Genomic DNA, 16,415 nt, shown 5'->3' on the forward strand with positions numbered 1-16,415 from the left:
CTAAATAACACCTAAAAGATTGAGAAAGCTTTCACATAAATAACGAATATATTTATAATACACCGAATTTATATGCATTTTTATAAAAAATCTCAAAAAAACCAAAGAAATCCCTAAATATTCCGTGCAATATAATATATTGTTTAGTAGAATTACGGTAACTACTCTTATGTATTACATAAATCAAGGGGGAAAAGAAATGGTAGATTTATTAATTGGTACTTTATTTTTATTTTTAGTGCTCGTTATGTTCACACTATTTACTTATAAGGCACCAAATGGAATGAGAGCAATGGGGGCTTTAGCAAATGCGGCGATAGCAACATTTTTAGTCGAAGCATTTAATAAGTACGTTGGTGGCCAGGTCTTTGGCATCAAGTTCTTAGAAGAATTGGGGGATGCAGCAGGTGGCCTTGATGGCGTCGCAGCAGCTGGACTCACTGCACTTGCGATTGGTGTATCACCTGTCTATGCGTTAGTCATCGCGGCAGCTTGTGGAGGTATGGATTTACTTCCAGGATTCTTCGCAGGTTACTTAATTGGTTATGTGATGAAATACACTGAAAAATATGTGCCAGATGGATTGGACTTAATTGGTTCAATCTTAATCTTGGCACCGATCGCACGTTTGATTGCGACACTGTTAACACCAGTGGTAAACAACACATTATTGAAAATTGGTGATATCATACAGAGTAGTACAGATACAAACCCGATTATCATGGGTATCATTTTAGGCGGTATTATCACGGTTGTAGGTACAGCACCACTCAGCTCAATGGCCTTGACCGCTTTACTCGGCCTGACAGGTATTCCAATGGCAATTGGGGCAATGGCGGCATTTAGTTCAGCATTTATCAACAGTACATTATTCCACAGATTGAAACTCGGTGATCGTAAAGATACGATTGCTGTAAGTATAGAACCGTTATCTCAAGCAGATATAGTCTCTGCGAACCCGATACCGGTTTACATTACGAACTTCTTTGGTGGTGCTGCAGCAGGACTCGTCATTGCGCTATCAGGTATGGTGAATGATGCAACAGGTACTGCAACACCGATTGCAGGATTCCTTGTCATGTTCGGTTTCAACAGCCCGTTAACCGTCGTGCTTTATGGCGTTGCTATGGCAGTCGTTGGGGGTATCGCTGGATTGATTGGCTCAATCGTGTTCAAGAAATATCCAGTCGTTACCAAACGAGACATGATTGAACGTGGCGTTGCCGATTCATCAAGATAAACATATGAAATATTTTCCAGGAAATAAAAAATTGAAATGAACGTGAATACCAATACTTATGATACGCTCATAGGTGTTGGTATTCTTTTTTGGTGGGGTAATGTTTCACTTTAGAAGTTCATTCAACAAAAATAGATGTCAATCTTATATAATGGAGAGAAAGTTCAAAATAGAGAAAAGAGGCATTTTATGGCAAACGAATACAACGATAAATTAAAATGGTCGAGTTTGATCATGGGTACACTGTTGTTAATTATTGCAGTCGTGATCTTTAGTTATCCCGTAAGAAACTTTTATGTGTTAACGTGGCTCATCGGTTTGCTTATCTTAATCAATGGTGTGATCGGTATTACATTCCGAAAACGAGCGAAAGCTGCAGCTGGTGCTAATTCTAATATGATTTTAGTGACAGGAATCATCGATATTATCTTCGGCTTGATCGTATTATTTAATGTGGGTGTAAGCTCAACGTTATTCATCTATCTCTTCGCCTTTTGGTTTATCTTGAGTTCGATATTAGGATTGATGACGATGACCAATGGTGGGGCGTTACGTGCGTTAACCATTGTGACGAATATTTTAGGTATCATTCTTGGGGTACTTCTTCTATTCAATCCATTTATGGGAATGATTTTTGTATCCCTCATGATTGCTGTGACATTTGCGATTATTGGTATTATTTATGTGATTGATGGTATTTCATAATAAAAATATAAAGCTTTGAAAAGAGTGCACATGCTTTAGGGTTAACGGAACCTAAGTGCTAAAAAGTTATTTTCATAAGAGTGAGTCAGAGAAAAGGTTAAGTGAGTTAACGTTTCTGCCTCACTCTTTTTTTTTAAGAATAACAGCACGATAGCGCTAGGGTGCTAGGTTTCTGGGTAAAATTATTATAAGATAAAAGTAAAACATCGATTTAAAGGTGGTATCGAGATGAAGGCGTATGATCAATCACAGAAACTCACACGAAATTGGGGTATCATCCTCGCGATTGTACTCGTCGCGTCGACGTTAAGAGCCCCGCTAACTCCTGTCGGACCTGTGATCGATGAAATCAAAGAAGTGATGGATATTAATAATAGTGTAGCAGGTACGCTCACGACGATTCCGTTGTTAATATTTGCGGCAGTGTCTCCGTTTGTCTCACGGATTGCTGGACGTTTGACGATGTCACGTACCGTACTCATTGCGATTCTACTACTCATCGTCGCATTATATGTGCGTGTAGCAGGTGGCTTTGCGCTCTTTATTTCAGGAACTGTCATACTGGGTATAGCGATAGCGATTGGTAATGTCGTCTTACCTAGTTATGTGAAATGGCGCTTTCCAATGCAAGTCGGGCTCGCTACCGGTCTTTATACTGCAACAATGAACTTTACAGCAGGTTTAGGTGGCGGTTTAAGTTACCCGTTATCTGAGACTGGATTAGGTTTTAGATTATCGTTAGCTTGTTGGGGTATTTTCGCAATTGCTGCGCTTATATTGTGGATTCCTTTGGCAAGTAAAGGTGCAAAGCAAGAACGAGTAACGACTTCAGATCATACAGAGGGCACTTCACAGAATGCGCATGTACCCGTTACGAAATCTAAACTGGCTTGGTTAATCGCATTGACCATGGGCTTCCAGTCTATGATTTTTTATACGGTCACAGCGTGGGTCCCTTCCATTCTCATGGACCGAGGTGTCTCTGCCTCAACTGCGGGTTATTTATTGATGATCAATCAATTTTGCCAAGTACCGATGACGTTCTTCTTCCCTGTCATTGCGGGTAAATTAAAAGATCAACGCATTTTAATTATCATTATTACTGTATTAAACCTACTCGGCTTTGGTTTATTCTTTACACATTCTATTGTGTTACTCGTCATTGGAATGATGATTGAAGGACTCGCTTTAGGTGCATGCTTCAGCTTGTGCATGACATTCTTTTCAATTCGTGCACGAACAAGTGAAGGCAGTATTGCACTCTCAGGATTTGGACAATCTATCGGTTATTTAATTGCTGCGGTTGGCCCATTGTTCATGGGTTATTTACATGATGCGACACAAAGTTGGACAGTCGGTATTATTACGCTCTTAGTCATGTCAGTTGGTGTATTCATTTTCGGGTATCCTTCTGCGAAAAACAACGTCATTGAAGATGATTTAGCGAAGTAATGTGAGATAGTTTGGGCTAATTTTTAAAAATGTGAAGTGTGCATGCTGATGCCTGTTGAGCGCTGTTAAGTGGTGTAAAATGAGTCGCTAAAGTGTAAGATGACTTTTAAAATTTTACTAGGAGGGTATAGCAATTGTAAGGAGATGTTGTTATGAATAGAACTTTATTTTGTCATATGATGATGACACTCGATGGTAAAATTACTGGTAACCATAGTCAATTTAGTGAAACGAAAAAAGGCGGCGAGCTTTATTACGAATATGGATTTACAAATGAAGCACCGCATCCCGTTGACGCATGGATTTCTGGACGCTCTACAGCTCAGAAACACTTTACAGATGGTAATGAACCTGAATTAACAACAGATCACGAAGCGGTCCCAGATGGCGACTTTATTGTAGATACAGATTTCGATCATTATTACGTTGTATTAGACGGACATGGTAGAGTAGACTGGCCGAAAGATACAATCGAATACAATGAATTTAAAGCGAAAGTCGTAGTTGTTGTAACTGAAGAAACAAGTGACGATTATAAAGCATTCTTACGCAATAAAAACATTCCATACGTGATTGCAGGTCAATCAGAAATTGGATTAAATGACGCACTAGACCGTTTACAACAAAACTTCCCAATGGAATCATTCATGGTCGGTGGCGGTGCAAAACTTAACTGGTCATTCATTAAAGCTGGTTTATGCGACGAATTAAGTCTTGTTGTTTCTCCAATCTTAGAAGGAGATCCTGAGGCAATTCCATTCGCATTACCAAACCGAGAAAATGACAGCACAGAACCGGTGCCATTAGAATTAATTTCTAACGATACGATTGCAGATAGTACAATTTATTTACGTTACAAAGTAAAAAATGACTAATGTGAAACACATGAAAATATAAATATCAAAGTGGCCTCTATCCATATGAGATAGGGGTCGCTTTTTGTATGTGGTTGGCAGGATGACGAGATTACGGTAGCATTTGAAGTAATAACATGTGATTTTGACAGAAGGTGATGCAGTGGAGTTACAACAATTGATAGGTCCAACAGATAGTGTGATCTTACTTAGTCTTCAAGAACCTTATTTTAATAAAATTCTAAGTGGGGAGAAACATTATGAGTATCGGAAGCGGTTTGAAAAGCATTCGACTAAGGCGCTGATTTATATTTCTAAGACCCAGAAACAAGTGGTAGGCATGATTCAATTTGGTCAGCCTGTAATCGATCGTGTCGATGAAATTGCGGCTATAGCTGAACGAGATCAACCTGGTCATTATGATGCGATCAAGTCATATCTAGGAGAGGCTAAGCAAGGGTATGCGATTCCGGTTGAGGCTGTCTATTTGTTTGAACCTGTCACGTTGGCGGAGTTGAAACGGCAGGATCCCTCTTTTTCTGTGCCGCAATCGTATCGAGGGATTCAACCGTCTGATCCTATATGGGAACTCGTTCGACATCTTGAAGTGAAACAACGAGTGATTAGTGATGATTGCTAGATTCATGTTTGAGTGACGTGTTTAATTCAACGCCGTGCTCAGGTGTTTCATACAGTTAAAGTCGATAAACATGGTTACCCTCAGGAAGATGATGCTCGAAGGTATCCCATAACCACAATGCCAAATTTTCAGCAGTAGTATTAAAGTTGGGTAACGTTTCGTTAAGTAATTGGTGGTGCAATAGAGGTTGAATATGTTGGCTGTAGATCGCGTCAATCTCGTTGAAATCCATACCCATCCCTGACGTATTGATAGGAGAAAGCACGTCAACATAGAGATAATATTCGTGATTATGTAGGTCTTTGTGTTGTGTTTGCGTAAAATAAATGCGATTGTCAGCAGTAAAGTTATATTGTTGCTTAAGTACGACGTGTCCTTGACGATATTGCATAGTTTCAGGTGGTTGAATCTCGTTGAAATCCATCGTTTCATCCCCTTTATTTTGATGTGGTTAATACTGTTCTTTCTTATTATAAAGTGATGACGGTTTGATGTATAATCATCAACATTTGAGTTTAAAGATTTTGTTAAGACGAATTTTTAAAAATAAAGCTGATAGAAAAATAAGTGATTTTAAAATACCTCTCAAGCTTATTTTCAAGGCATTTTAAATCGAAAATGGAGATTTAATTTTTTAAAAATATAGCAACTTTCCAAAAATAGAAGATGACAATTAATTACCTTCTAGTATAAATGCACAAAAATATGTTACTATCAATTTATAATAATGTTAAGGAAGGTAGCGATATGAAAAATAAACTCGTATGGATTATTGCAGCAGTAGTTGCAATCATTGCATTAATTGTCGTAGCAACAGTGTTAAAACAAGTGAATAATAGCGAAAGTGCAGAAGATAAAGACGGATACGAAACGTATGAAGTCGAAAAAGAAAGTCCTTTAAAACTAGAAGGTAAAGCTTCTCCAAGTTCAGTCAAAACATACAACTATAATAGCCAAATTGGTACATATATTAGCACACAAGTGAGTGACGGAGATTCCGTAAATCAAGGTGATCCGTTAATCAGCTATGATGTGAACGGCGGCAAACGCCAAGATCTCGCTAACAAAGTAGATGATGCTCAAAGTAGCGTGAATGACGATTATAACAACATAAATCAAAAACCATATGACAATCAACTTCAAAAGAAATTAGCGCAAGATGAAAGTGCACTTGCAGATGCACAAAAACAATTAGATCAATATGATCAACAAGTGAACGACAGTGTTTACGCATCATTTGATGGTAAAGTCGACATCCAAAATAGTAAAGAAGTATCAGAAGGCCAACCGATTTTACAACTTGTCGCAGATGAGCCTCAAATCAAAACGTCTGTCTCAGAATATGACTTAGATAAAATCAAAGTCGGTGATGAAGTCGATGTGAAAATTTCAAACAACGGTAAGACAGGTAAAGGTGAAATCACGAAAATTTCACAACTACCAACAAGTTATGAAGATAAAATGAGTGAAAGTGCAGCAGGTGGCGGAGAAGCAGCTGCTGGTGGTGATGAAGGTGAAGACGGCGGCGGAAGCGTTCAAGCGTCTAACCCCGTTGAATCAGACCCAAGTGGTGGCAGTGATTCTGAATCATCTAAATACAGCGTTGTCATCAGTGATATCAATATCCCAATTCGTGCCGGATATTCTACTGATGTGAAAATTCCACTTAACTCTATTAAAATTCCGAAATCAGTACTTACAAAAGACAATAAAGTCTTTGTCGTAAACGATGAAAACAAAGTTTCTAAACGCAACATCAAGATTAATAAAGTAAACGGTGAAATCTTTGTAGAAAATGGTTTGAAACAGGGTGACAAACTCATTAAAAATCCGAAAAAGTATATGAATGATGGAGAAAAAGTTGAGGTGTCGTCATGATAGAATTGAAAGATATCAATCGACATTTTAAAAATGGTGACGAAGAAAATCACATTTTAAAAGACATCAACATCCGGATTGAAGAAGGTGAGTTCGTTGCCATCATGGGCCCTTCAGGTTCAGGGAAAAGTACATTAATTAATATCTTAGGCTTTATCGACCGAGGCTATGAAGGAGATTATCTTTTTAAAGATGAAAGCTATAAAGAAACCTCTGATAATGAACTTGCGAATATCCGAAATAAAACGGTAGGCTTTGTGTTTCAAAACTTTAAACTGATTCAAAACAACACGATTTTAGAAAATGTCAGCATCCCACTCGTCTACAGTGGCTTAGGTTCACAAGCACGCAGAGATCGCGTGAAACAAACGTTACACGACGTTGGTTTGTTCGATAAAGAAAACCTCGTACCTAATCAGCTGTCCGGGGGTCAACAACAGCGTGTAGCGATTGCTCGTGCCATTATCAATCAGCCAAAATTTATTATCGCCGATGAGCCTACAGGTGCACTCGATTCAAAGACATCGAAAGACATTATGGAACTCTTCATTCAATTAAATCAAACGTATAACACAACAATGATCATGGTTACACACGATCGCAAAGTCGCAGATCAAGCGGACCGCATCATTCACATTCTAGACGGTCGTGTACAACGGGAAGAGGTGGTAGAATGAAGAATTTACCTAACATTATTGCCATCTCGTTCAAATCAATTTTGAAAAATAAACGTCGTAACATCTTTACGATGATCGGGATTATCATAGGAATTGCCGCAGTTATTACGATCATGTCTTTAGGGAATGGTTTTAAAAAGACTGCGAATGACGAATTGACTGAATCCGGTGCAGGTAAAGACTCCGCAGTGATTGATTTTATGACCAGTAACGGGGAAGCTCCGAAAGATAATCCATTTAGTCCACAAGATATCGATACGGTAAAACAAATCGAGGGTGTTAAAGACGCCAAAGTGAAAGTGGATGATGACATGGGTTATTCCGCGAAGCTGACAAATAGCCAGAAAAAAGGTGAGGTCAACATCCTCAAACGCAAATCACTAGAAGCGCCTGAGGAAGGTAAAGGTTTCGATGCGGATGATAATGAATTACAAAATAAAGTCGTCACGATCGATGATAAACTCGCCGATGACGTCTTCAATAATGATCCGATGGGTAAAACGCTTTATATCGAAGGCCAAGGCTTTGAAGTCGTCGGCATAGAAAACGATGCGATGAATGATTCAGCCGTACATATGCCGGCGAAGACGTTTGACCATTATATGGCAGACTTAAACCAAGAATTCCCATCACTGCAATTGACGCTTACGGAAGATGCAGATAAGAAAGAAACTGCGAACAAAGCTGCAGACAAACTCAATAAGAGTGGTTCAGGTGTTGGAGACGGAGAATACAGTTACACAGATATTGAAGAAATGATGAAAGGGATTAACAAAGTCTTTGACGGTATCACTTACTTTGTTGCGGCCGTAGCAGGTATTTCCTTATTCATCGCAGGTATCGGTGTGATGAACGTCATGTACATCTCTGTTGCCGAACGTACAGAAGAAATTGCGATCCGACGCGCATTTGGTGCTAAAGCACGAGACATAGAAATTCAGTTCTTAGTTGAGAGTGTTGTGCTTTGTATTCTCGGAGGATTAATCGGCTTAATCCTAGGCATTTTGATATCTAAAGGTATTGATGCCGTGACACCAGAATACATTAAGAGTGCGGTCACGATAGGCTCTATACTCACAGCAGTAGGTGTATCTACACTCATTGGTATCGTCTTTGGTTGGGTACCCGCACGCTCAGCTGCGAAAAAAGAACTCATTGATATCATTAAATAGATATAGTGTCATCCAGCTTCAGTTATCACGATATTAAGATAGAACAATCCCTCTAAATCAGACTTATTAGGACATAAGTTAGGTTTAGAGGGATTCTTTTTGTCTTCCTCATTTAATTGTTCAATATTATTGAGCTTGGTTGATCATTCGTCTTGAATGAATTAATGCGATCAGCGCAAAGATTGCGTAAACGATAGTATAGACAATCATGACGATGAAGACCGGGGTGTGTGATGAGCTACTCATGATGTTCATAAAGGCACTGGCTGCGAAAAAGCTGTGCAGCAATGCGATGATGAGAGGTAGACCAAAGTTGAATAGAACTTTGAGTGTTAATCCAGGCATCATATCACTGTTAGTAAACCCGATACGATGTAACAGTTTAAAGCTTGGTAGTTCATCTTCAGTTTCATCCATCTGTTTGATGTAAATGATACAACCCGCCGCGATTAAGAATGCAAAGCCTAAGAATGCTGAGACAAAGATCATGATACCCGCTGTTTGATTGTTTGATTTAGTGACTTGTTTTTTAGATTCTATGTCTGAGTTGACTTGTTGAGCTACTTTTTCAGCTTTTGCCATATCGTCTTGATTTTTGAGATTGTAGCCATGTTCAGTTACTTCTAATTCCTCTGTTCTGAGCGATTGATAGACTTGAGGACTCACTTCAAGCACGGGCGCCATAGCAGTAAGTTCTACAGGATAAACTTTATTTTCATCTTTAGACGTTACTTTTAATTTAGCGTTAGTTTTACCCTGTACTGTCACCGTTTGATTCAAGTTCACTTTGATATTTTGTGGGAGGCTTGATATGTTTGTGATTTTCGCTTCATTACCTTTGAGATGATTATTTGAGCTAAGCGTTGTTCTATTAATCGACGGCACATTGTCGCTTTCTACGGTGAACACTTTATTGTGTTTGACTGGCGATTGAAGCACTTGATAAGACGTTTTATTGTATGGAATATTTGCTTGTTGCAATTTGTTTTCGAATTGTGAAGCTAATTTATTTTCCACAATATCAAAATCTTCCGGCGCAGCTGCTTCGATTTGTTTTGCGGTTGAGACTTTGACAATCGTCGCAGAGCAAAGCACAGTGACCGTAATCGCTGAGATAATCGCAATAACAGTAAGTGACATCGCATTTTTCTTCATTCGATGCATAATAGAAGAAGTGAAGACCACATCGGTAATGCCTACGTGACCTTTTTTCAAGCGTTTCAGTGATTTGAAAATGACTGAAACTGTACTTCTAAAGAATAAATAAGCACCAACAATCGTTAAAGCTAAAATGATAAATGGTGTGAGTATATTTGCGAATTTATCCATCATTTCAGTTGATAAATAATATCCTAAGAAAATCATGATGATGCCGAGCACACCACTTAGAACTTCTTTAGGTGTAATACGAGCCGTTTTAGCTTCTGTTTGAGAACTATCTTTCATCATAGTGAGGATACTACGTTTTTTAAGAAATTGTGCATTCTGTATGAAAATAAGGATATAAGCGATGACGAGTAACAATAACGTTACGAGTAAGGCCTTAGGTTCAAAGCTAATGTTGATATTAACTTTTAATTCCATAAGTTTACCTAAGATAATCAGTAACAGTTGAGAACTGCCTAATCCTAATAAGATACCGAGTATACCTGTTGCGACAAAGAAAGCGAGTTGCTCGATACAGAGCATTCTTAAAATATTACCTCTTGTTAGACCAATCAGTTGGAATAAAGCGAATGATTTTGTCCGTCTTTTAATAAATAAATGGTTTGCATACATTAAGAAGACGACGATGATGACAAATAAAGCGTAGAGCCCAACCATAGCTCCATTCTTGATGACACGTGCATTTTCTGCTGCAATTTCATCTGTGTATTTCAATGTAGCGAAGCTAAAGTAAATAATAATGCTTAATAATAATGAAATGAGAAACATTGCATAATGTTTCAAATTCTGTCTTAAGTTTTTCAGTACTATGTGATTAAAACTCATGAGTCACACCACCTAATTCGGTTTGCAGATGAATGATTTTTTGATAGAAGTCTGATTTCGAATTTTGTTTTTGATGGAGTTGTGAATGAATGCGTCCATCTTTCAACATGATGACACGTTGAGCGAAACTAGCTGCATACGGATCATGGGTTACCATGATGATTGTAGAATTAAATTGCGTGTTCATATCAGTGAGACGATTTAAAAGATCTTGCGCACTTTTAGAATCGAGTGCCCCAGTAGGCTCATCAGCAAAGATAATAGAAGGTTGATGAACGAACGCTCTCGCTGCTGCTGCACGCTGTTGTTGTCCTCCTGAAATTTCAGTAGGGTATTTATCTCCTAATTGGTTGATGTTTAAAGCTTCTGTAACCATTTGATAATTTTCTTCCATATCTTTATTGGACATCTTTTGAACGGAGAGCGGTAACATAATATTTTCTTTCACCGTTAAAGTGGCTAATAAGCTGTAATCTTGGAAGATAAACCCAAGTTGCGTTTTACGGAAATCTGCTAACTTTTTGTTATTTAACTTACTGATATCTTTTCCGTTCACTTCAACTCTACCTTTAGAGACTGTGTCTATTGAGCTAAGTACGTTCAGTAACGTCGTTTTCCCTGAACCAGAGGGCCCCATAATTGCGACGAATTCTCCCTCTTCTACTGAAAAATTAATATCGTCCAATGCGTTAAAAGGACGTTTAGTACCATATATTTTAGATAAATGATCTACATTTAAAATATCCATCGAATCACTCCTAAGTTTGTTGTTACATATAGTGTATGCCCGGAGTAAAGCTGGTGCCTTTATCTTAGATTACAAATGCGTAGGCAAAACTTACAGTGTTGTAAGAAACGTGAATTTCCTCAGGAAACGCGTAATACTAAAGCGAATACAATAAATAAATAATAAAAAACTTACCACTAAAAGAATGGTTAATATAATTGAATGTATTTACTGTTATTTGCTTGTTCCTAAAAATAATAATTATATGTAACGCATCTAATTAAAATAATTCTAGAAATGTACACAATTTGGTTTCAAATGAGTTGTATTTATGTACAATAAGGTTGTAATTATTTAATTAAAGGAGGATACATGCAATAGATGGAAAATTCTAAATTCACAGAAAAAGAACGAAGAAACAGGTATTCTATTCGTAAATTTTCGGTTGGAACAGCTTCATTATTAATTGGAGCTACCTTAATCTTCGGCATTGGCAACCATGCACAAGCGAGTGAAGTAGAACATCAAGAGTCTAATGTGAGTGATAGCAACAAAGATGCTGACACTGACGAAGACACGGTAGATGCTGAAGCACAAGGTTCAGTGGAAACTGCACCTGCAACAAAAGCGTCATCTCAAGACGTGACTGAAGCGGTTGAAGCTCCTGAAGCAGAAGCTGAAGAGGCATCACCAGAAGTTTCATCTGAAGATGATGCATCAGTGACTGAAGATTCAGCAGCAACTGAATCAACTGAAAGTCAAACTGAAGCCGAATCAACAGAAGAGGAACCTGAATCTGACGTTGAAGCACCAACATCTGACGTTGAAACACCTGCATCACAAGAAACACCTGAGCCAGAGGCAGACAAAGCGACTGAACAAGATTCAGAAGCATCAGAGTCTACTGAAGCCCCTGGGGAGGAAGCACCTGGCACAGAAACAGAAGAGACAACTGTTGAAGAAGAACCACAAAGTGACGTTGAATCCCCAACTTCACATGAAGTGGTTAAGCCTGAAGTGACGGATGAAGCTCCACAAGCTAAATCTGACAATAAAGGTGAAGAAGCGCAATCGACGAACCATAAAGCTGAAACAGCGCAACCTGCTAAAGAAGAAGCGTCAACATCATCAACTCAACCATTTGATATTGAAGATGTGAATGATAAAGCTTCAGCTGCAGCTTACTATGCTTCTGTAACAAACGTTTCTACTGAAGAAGCCCAAAAAGTCGTAGATTCATTAGAGTTAGAAGATTCTGAAATTACACCGGAATCATTTGCTTATGCTTTAGCGCAACGCTTTGCAGATGAGCAAGCTCGTGATGAAGTCGTTTCTACTTTACCAGGTACTACAAGAGAAGCGAGAAGTACTGCAGTCACAAGAGCTGCGAATGAACCAAAAATTACTGCTGCAAGTAAGAAAGTGATTGAAGCAGACGCGATTAAGAATGGCTATATCAAAACAGCAACTGACGCAACGAATGCGGCAAATACTTTGTCTGGACGTGCTTGGCTCGTCGATAAAGGTACACCAGCTACAATGACAAACAGTTTAACACCAGTGCCTGAAGGTACAAAAGTCTATTTACAATTTATGGATACAGACGGTGCGGTTTCACCAACGTATTCAGCAAGTACAACAAATAAATTAAGTAAAGTAGATGGATCTCAAGTAGGCCCAGGTGCTTATGCGTTTGATTTACGTCAAGGTTGGGTTGATGCCAACGGTAAGTTACACAAATTTAGCGCGAGTCCTGGTCAACGTTATCGTATCTGGATTAACGACTTCAAGACAGGAAACGGAAACACTGCGTCTATGCTTCGTGTCGCAGGTGGCTTCTTCCCTGGCACATTCATTAATTCTACAACAGATAAGAATATCGGTCAGTTCCAATTAGTTGGTACGAACATGCAACGTACAGGTATCTTTATGTCTATTCAACCAACGAATGGTTATATGACTAAAAATAATAAACAATGGATTCATGATACACAAGGTCCTTTAGCAGCACCGGCTGTAGTAGTACAAGCGAAAAATACAATTTCTGGTCACGTTTGGTTAGAAACGGGTGCAGGTGATGAATTTAACTCTGCTACAGGACCAAATAAAAACCTTAGAGATCCAGTAGCAGTCGGCTATACAGTGGTTATGTCTTCATTAACAAAAGAAGGCGGACAAGCGTATAAAGCGCAGATTGAAAGATTACCAGATGCAGAAAAAGCAGCAGCAACAAAACGCTTACTTACACAACATCCTGAGTATATTTCAGCTACTGTATATGGTGAAACAGATGGGGAAGGTAAGTATACGTTAAGATTCCCTAATGGTACATTAGATGATCAACATGTATATGGCTATGTTTTAGATAAAAAAGGTAACATCATCAAAGCTTATTCATCATTTACAACTCCAGAATTTAGAGCACCTAACAGTAACTTATCATTCACACCGCAAGCAGCACCGGCACAAAACCCAGCTATGCGCCCAATGTGGTATAATGTTAACTTTGCTGTCGTTGAATCTTCTACAGACGTAGACCTTAATATTGTTAATTACAACAATACAGATAAACCAGCTGTAGCAGGTGATAAAGTCAACATTGATATTACAGGTACGCAGCTATCTCCATTACCAACTCGTATCGAGTGGAGAGATAAAACAGGTAGGGTAGTTAAAAATACTGGAGATATTACATCAATCAAAGATGGGGAAACTAAAGGTACATTTACAGTTCCAAGTAACGTTAAAGATGGCGATGTTTACACAGCTATCTTAATTGTTGCTGATAAAGAAGTTGCAGCAGACTCATTCGTTGTTAAAGTTACAAATGCTAAAACATACGAACCAACTGCAAAAGAAGTAACTAAAGATTACGGTACGCCTGTTACTGAAGATGATGTTAAACGTGCGGTAACCGTACCTAAATTCCCAACTACAGGTAAACAACCAACAGTTACAATTGATGATCCTAGTCAATTACCAAATGGTAATACTCCAGGTAGATCAGAAGTTGATGTGACAGTCGGCTACCCAGATGGCACGACTGACAAAGTGAAAGTCCCAGTAATTGTAGGGGAACAACCGAACGCTTCTAAATACGAACCAAATGTAAACGAAGTAACGAAAGATTACGGTACACCGGTAACAGCTGACGAAGTGACAAGTGCAGTCACAGTGCCAAACTTCCCAGCGAATGGTAAACAACCGACAATTACAGTGGATGATCCAAGCACATTACCGAACGGTAATACAGCAGGCAGAACAGAAGTACCAGTAACAGTCGGCTACCCAGATGGTACAACTGACAAAGTGAAAGTACCGGTAACAGTTGGGGAACAACCAAACGTAAATGAAGTAACTAAAGATTACGGTACACCAGTCACAGCTGACGAAGTAACAAGTGCAGTTACAGTGCCAAACTTCCCAGCGAATGGCAAACAGCCGACAATTACAGTTGATAAGCCAAGCACATTACCGAACGGTAATACAGCAGGCAGAACAGAAGTACCAGTTACAGTAGGCTATCCAGATGGCACAACTGATAAAGTGAAAGTCCCAGTAATTGTAGGGGAACAACCGAACGCTTCTAAATACGAACCAAATGTAAACGAAGTAACGAAAGATTACGGTACACCGGTAACACCGGAAGACATCACAAATGCGATCACAATTCCAAACTATCCAACGGATAGTCAGCCACCGAAATTAACGTTCGAAGATAGTCAAATCCCGAACGGAAATACAGAAGGAACAACGGAAGTTGATGTAACGGTTGAATATCCAGATGGATCAACGGCTAAAGTGAAAGTCCCAGTGACAATCGGTAAACAATCGGACGCATCTAAATATGAGCCAGTACCAGGAACAGTGAATAAAGATCATGGTACGCCTGTTACTCCAGAAGACATCACAAATGCGATCACAATTCCAAACTATCCAACGGATAGTCAACCACCGAAATTAACGTTCGAAGATAGTCAAATTCCGAACGGAAATACGGAAGGAACAACAGAAGTGGATGTAACGGTTGAATATCCAGACAGTTCAACGGATAAAGTGAAAGTTCCAGTGACAATTGGTAAACAATCGGATGCTTCTAAGTATGAGCCGGTACCAGGAACAGTAACGAAAGATCATGGTACGCCAGTAACGCCAGATGATATCACAAACGCGATTACGATTCCTAATTATCCAAGTGATGGACAACCACCTAAGATCACATTTGAAGATAGTCAAATTCCAAATGGAAACACAGAAGGAACAACAGAAGTGGATGTGACAGTTGAGTACCCAGATGGATCAAAAGATAAAGTGAAAGTCCCAGTGACAATCGGTAAACAATCGGACGCATCTAAATATGAGCCAGTACCAGGAACAGTGAATAAAGATCACGGTACGCCGGTAACACCGGAAGACATCACAAATGCGATCACAATTCCAAACTATCCAACGGATAGTCAGCCACCAAAATTAACGTTCGAAGATAGTAAAATTCCTAACGGAAATACAGAAGGCACAACGGAAGTCGACGTAACAGTTGAGTACCCAGATGGCTCGAAAGATCACGTGAAAGTTCCGATTACAATCGGTAAACAATCAGATGCTTCTAAGTATGAGCCGGTACCAGGCAAAGTGACGAAAGATCATGGTACGCCAGTAACGCCGGAAGACATCACAAATGCGATTACGATTCCGAACTATCCAAGTGATGGTCAACCACCTAAGATCACATTTGAAGACAGTCAAATTCCGAACGGAAATACAGAAGGCACAACGGAAGTGGATGTAACGGTTGAATACCCAGATGGTTCGAAAGACAAAGTGAAAGCCCCAGTTACGGTTGGTAAACAATCCGACGCATCGAAATACGAACCAGTACCGGGTTCAGTGAATAAAGATTACGGTACACCAGTAACACCAGAAGACATCACAAATGCGATTACGATTCCAGGATATCCAACGGATGGTAAGGCACCGAAATTAACGTTCGAAGACAGTCAGATTCCTAACGGAAATACGGAAGGAACAACAGAAGTCGACGTAACAGTTGAGTACCCAGATGGATCGAAAGATCACGT

Annotated in this window: 12 protein-coding genes and 1 pseudogene; 9 read left to right on the top strand and 4 right to left on the bottom strand. The window is 39.2% G+C overall.

The window, feature by feature from the left end:
- Positions 1 to 204: 204 nt before the first annotated feature.
- Positions 205 to 294, bottom strand: a pseudogene (locus ACSBRB_RS04765) (hypothetical protein); the annotation flags it as partial.
- Between ACSBRB_RS04765 and ACSBRB_RS04770 the strand changes: the two are divergent.
- The 5 genes from ACSBRB_RS04770 (at position 293) to ACSBRB_RS04790 (ending at position 4,891) form a co-directional block, all read left to right on the top strand.
- Positions 293 to 1,240, top strand: coding sequence for a PTS sugar transporter subunit IIC (locus ACSBRB_RS04770; RefSeq protein ID WP_232234374.1), 948 nt, complete (start codon positions 293 to 295; stop codon positions 1,238 to 1,240). The pseudogene ACSBRB_RS04765 and the gene ACSBRB_RS04770 overlap by 2 nt on opposite strands.
- Positions 1,241 to 1,429: 189 nt before the next feature.
- Complete coding sequence (locus ACSBRB_RS04775) at positions 1,430 to 1,945, top strand: DUF308 domain-containing protein (RefSeq protein WP_435031843.1); 516 nt, start codon at positions 1,430 to 1,432, stop codon at positions 1,943 to 1,945.
- A 228-nt stretch (positions 1,946 to 2,173) separates the two neighbouring features.
- A complete protein-coding gene (locus tag ACSBRB_RS04780; protein ID WP_435031844.1) occupies positions 2,174 to 3,397 on the top strand; it encodes a CynX/NimT family MFS transporter in 1,224 nt (407 codons plus the stop codon).
- 152 nt (positions 3,398 to 3,549) lie between these two features.
- On the top strand, positions 3,550 to 4,272 hold the full coding sequence (locus tag ACSBRB_RS04785) for a dihydrofolate reductase family protein (protein ID WP_435031845.1): 723 nt from the start codon (positions 3,550 to 3,552) through the stop codon (positions 4,270 to 4,272).
- 157 nt (positions 4,273 to 4,429) lie between these two features.
- Positions 4,430 to 4,891, top strand: coding sequence for an ASCH domain-containing protein (locus ACSBRB_RS04790; RefSeq protein WP_435031846.1), 462 nt, complete (start codon positions 4,430 to 4,432; stop codon positions 4,889 to 4,891).
- Positions 4,892 to 4,946: 55 nt separating this feature from the next.
- Here ACSBRB_RS04790 and ACSBRB_RS04795 read toward each other — a convergent pair whose 3' ends face one another.
- On the bottom strand, positions 4,947 to 5,315 hold the full coding sequence (locus ACSBRB_RS04795; RefSeq protein WP_059106308.1) for a 6-pyruvoyl trahydropterin synthase family protein: 369 nt from the start codon (positions 5,313 to 5,315) through the stop codon (positions 4,947 to 4,949).
- Positions 5,316 to 5,638: 323 nt separating this feature from the next.
- Here ACSBRB_RS04795 and ACSBRB_RS04800 point away from each other — a divergent pair, with 323 nt between their 5' ends.
- The 3 genes from ACSBRB_RS04800 to ACSBRB_RS04810 are packed head-to-tail and all read left to right on the top strand — an operon-like array spanning position 5,639 to position 8,618.
- Positions 5,639 to 6,769, top strand: coding sequence for an efflux RND transporter periplasmic adaptor subunit (locus tag ACSBRB_RS04800; RefSeq protein ID WP_435031847.1), 1,131 nt, complete (start codon positions 5,639 to 5,641; stop codon positions 6,767 to 6,769).
- Positions 6,766 to 7,446: an ABC transporter ATP-binding protein gene (locus ACSBRB_RS04805; protein WP_059106310.1), complete on the top strand. Its 681-nt coding sequence runs from the start codon at positions 6,766 to 6,768 to the stop codon at positions 7,444 to 7,446. Before ACSBRB_RS04800 ends, ACSBRB_RS04805 begins: the two co-directional genes overlap by 4 nt.
- Positions 7,443 to 8,618 carry an ABC transporter permease gene (locus ACSBRB_RS04810; RefSeq protein ID WP_435031848.1) on the top strand — a complete coding sequence of 392 codons (1,176 nt, stop codon included), beginning with the start codon at positions 7,443 to 7,445 and terminating at the stop codon, positions 8,616 to 8,618. The genes ACSBRB_RS04805 and ACSBRB_RS04810 overlap by 4 nt, the downstream gene beginning before the upstream one ends.
- Before the next feature lie 126 nt (positions 8,619 to 8,744).
- Here ACSBRB_RS04810 and ACSBRB_RS04815 read toward each other — a convergent pair whose 3' ends face one another.
- Together ACSBRB_RS04815 and ACSBRB_RS04820 are read right to left on the bottom strand one after the other, a co-directional pair.
- Positions 8,745 to 10,610 carry an FtsX-like permease family protein gene (locus tag ACSBRB_RS04815; protein WP_435031849.1) on the bottom strand — a complete coding sequence of 622 codons (1,866 nt, stop codon included), beginning with the start codon at positions 10,608 to 10,610 and terminating at the stop codon, positions 8,745 to 8,747.
- The gene (locus tag ACSBRB_RS04820; RefSeq protein ID WP_435031850.1) at positions 10,600 to 11,358 is read right to left on the bottom strand and encodes an ABC transporter ATP-binding protein; all 759 of its coding nucleotides are present in this window, start codon (positions 11,356 to 11,358) and stop codon (positions 10,600 to 10,602) included. The genes ACSBRB_RS04815 and ACSBRB_RS04820 overlap by 11 nt, the downstream gene beginning before the upstream one ends.
- A 360-nt stretch (positions 11,359 to 11,718) precedes the next feature.
- Between ACSBRB_RS04820 and ACSBRB_RS04825 the strand changes: the two genes are divergently transcribed.
- Positions 11,719 to 16,415, top strand: a 4,697-nt coding sequence (locus tag ACSBRB_RS04825; protein ID WP_435031851.1) for a Rib/alpha-like domain-containing protein, incomplete at its 3' end; no start/stop codon positions are given.

Origin of the sequence: Staphylococcus auricularis, assembly GCF_051172115.1 — a bacterium.
Taxonomy (GTDB): domain Bacteria; phylum Bacillota; class Bacilli; order Staphylococcales; family Staphylococcaceae; genus Staphylococcus; species Staphylococcus auricularis_A.

Excerpts from the sequence above, each read along its gene's own strand:
- ACSBRB_RS04785 (WP_435031845.1), top strand. The coding sequence starts at position 3,550 with ATGAATAGAACTTTATTTTGTCATATGATGATGACACTCGATGGTAAA.
- ACSBRB_RS04820 (WP_435031850.1), bottom strand. The coding sequence starts at position 11,358 with ATGGATATTTTAAATGTAGATCATTTATCTAAAATATATGGTACTAAA.
- ACSBRB_RS04805 (WP_059106310.1), top strand. The coding sequence starts at position 6,766 with ATGATAGAATTGAAAGATATCAATCGACATTTTAAAAATGGTGACGAA.
- ACSBRB_RS04800 (WP_435031847.1), top strand. The coding sequence starts at position 5,639 with ATGAAAAATAAACTCGTATGGATTATTGCAGCAGTAGTTGCAATCATT.
- ACSBRB_RS04780 (WP_435031844.1), top strand. The coding sequence starts at position 2,174 with ATGAAGGCGTATGATCAATCACAGAAACTCACACGAAATTGGGGTATC.
- ACSBRB_RS04810 (WP_435031848.1), top strand. The coding sequence starts at position 7,443 with ATGAAGAATTTACCTAACATTATTGCCATCTCGTTCAAATCAATTTTG.
- ACSBRB_RS04775 (WP_435031843.1), top strand. The coding sequence starts at position 1,430 with ATGGCAAACGAATACAACGATAAATTAAAATGGTCGAGTTTGATCATG.
- ACSBRB_RS04770 (WP_232234374.1), top strand. The coding sequence starts at position 293 with ATGGGGGCTTTAGCAAATGCGGCGATAGCAACATTTTTAGTCGAAGCA.
- ACSBRB_RS04795 (WP_059106308.1), bottom strand. The coding sequence starts at position 5,315 with ATGGATTTCAACGAGATTCAACCACCTGAAACTATGCAATATCGTCAA.
- ACSBRB_RS04815 (WP_435031849.1), bottom strand. The coding sequence starts at position 10,610 with ATGAGTTTTAATCACATAGTACTGAAAAACTTAAGACAGAATTTGAAA.